Annotated in this window: 1 protein-coding gene; it reads right to left on the reverse strand. The window is 62.0% G+C overall.

Annotated elements, in window-relative coordinates; genetic code table 11:
• On the reverse strand, positions 1–332 hold a 332-nt coding region (locus tag EOB49_RS34945), incomplete at both ends, for an imelysin family protein (RefSeq protein ID WP_281060640.1).

Raw genomic sequence — 332 nt, forward strand, 5'->3', positions numbered from 1 at the left:
TATCGATGCCGGAGAGATTGCCGGCCAGTGACGCGGTGGTGTTTTGCGAGCGCCAGTAGATTGCCTGTTGCGGCTTGTCCGCATCCGGCTTGCCGCCGAAAAACCCTTTCAGGCGCACGTCGCGCACCATTTCGAGCTCATTGATGAAGACGCCGACCAGTTCCGTCACCGCTTCGTTGCCGTCGCGGTAAAGTGGGTTCTGCGGCCCCGGATTGGCCCAAAGCGCTGCAAAGCCGTCCGGCTTGTTCCAGGCGGCGCTGACCTCACCGGCCATGGCTTCGATGTTGCCGGCAACAGCAGTGCCATAGGCGCAGCGGTAGGGATCATCCTTG

Origin of the sequence: Mesorhizobium sp. M7A.F.Ca.MR.148.00.0.0 (assembly GCF_003997735.1) — a bacterium.
Taxonomy (GTDB): Bacteria; Pseudomonadota; Alphaproteobacteria; order Rhizobiales; family Rhizobiaceae; genus Mesorhizobium.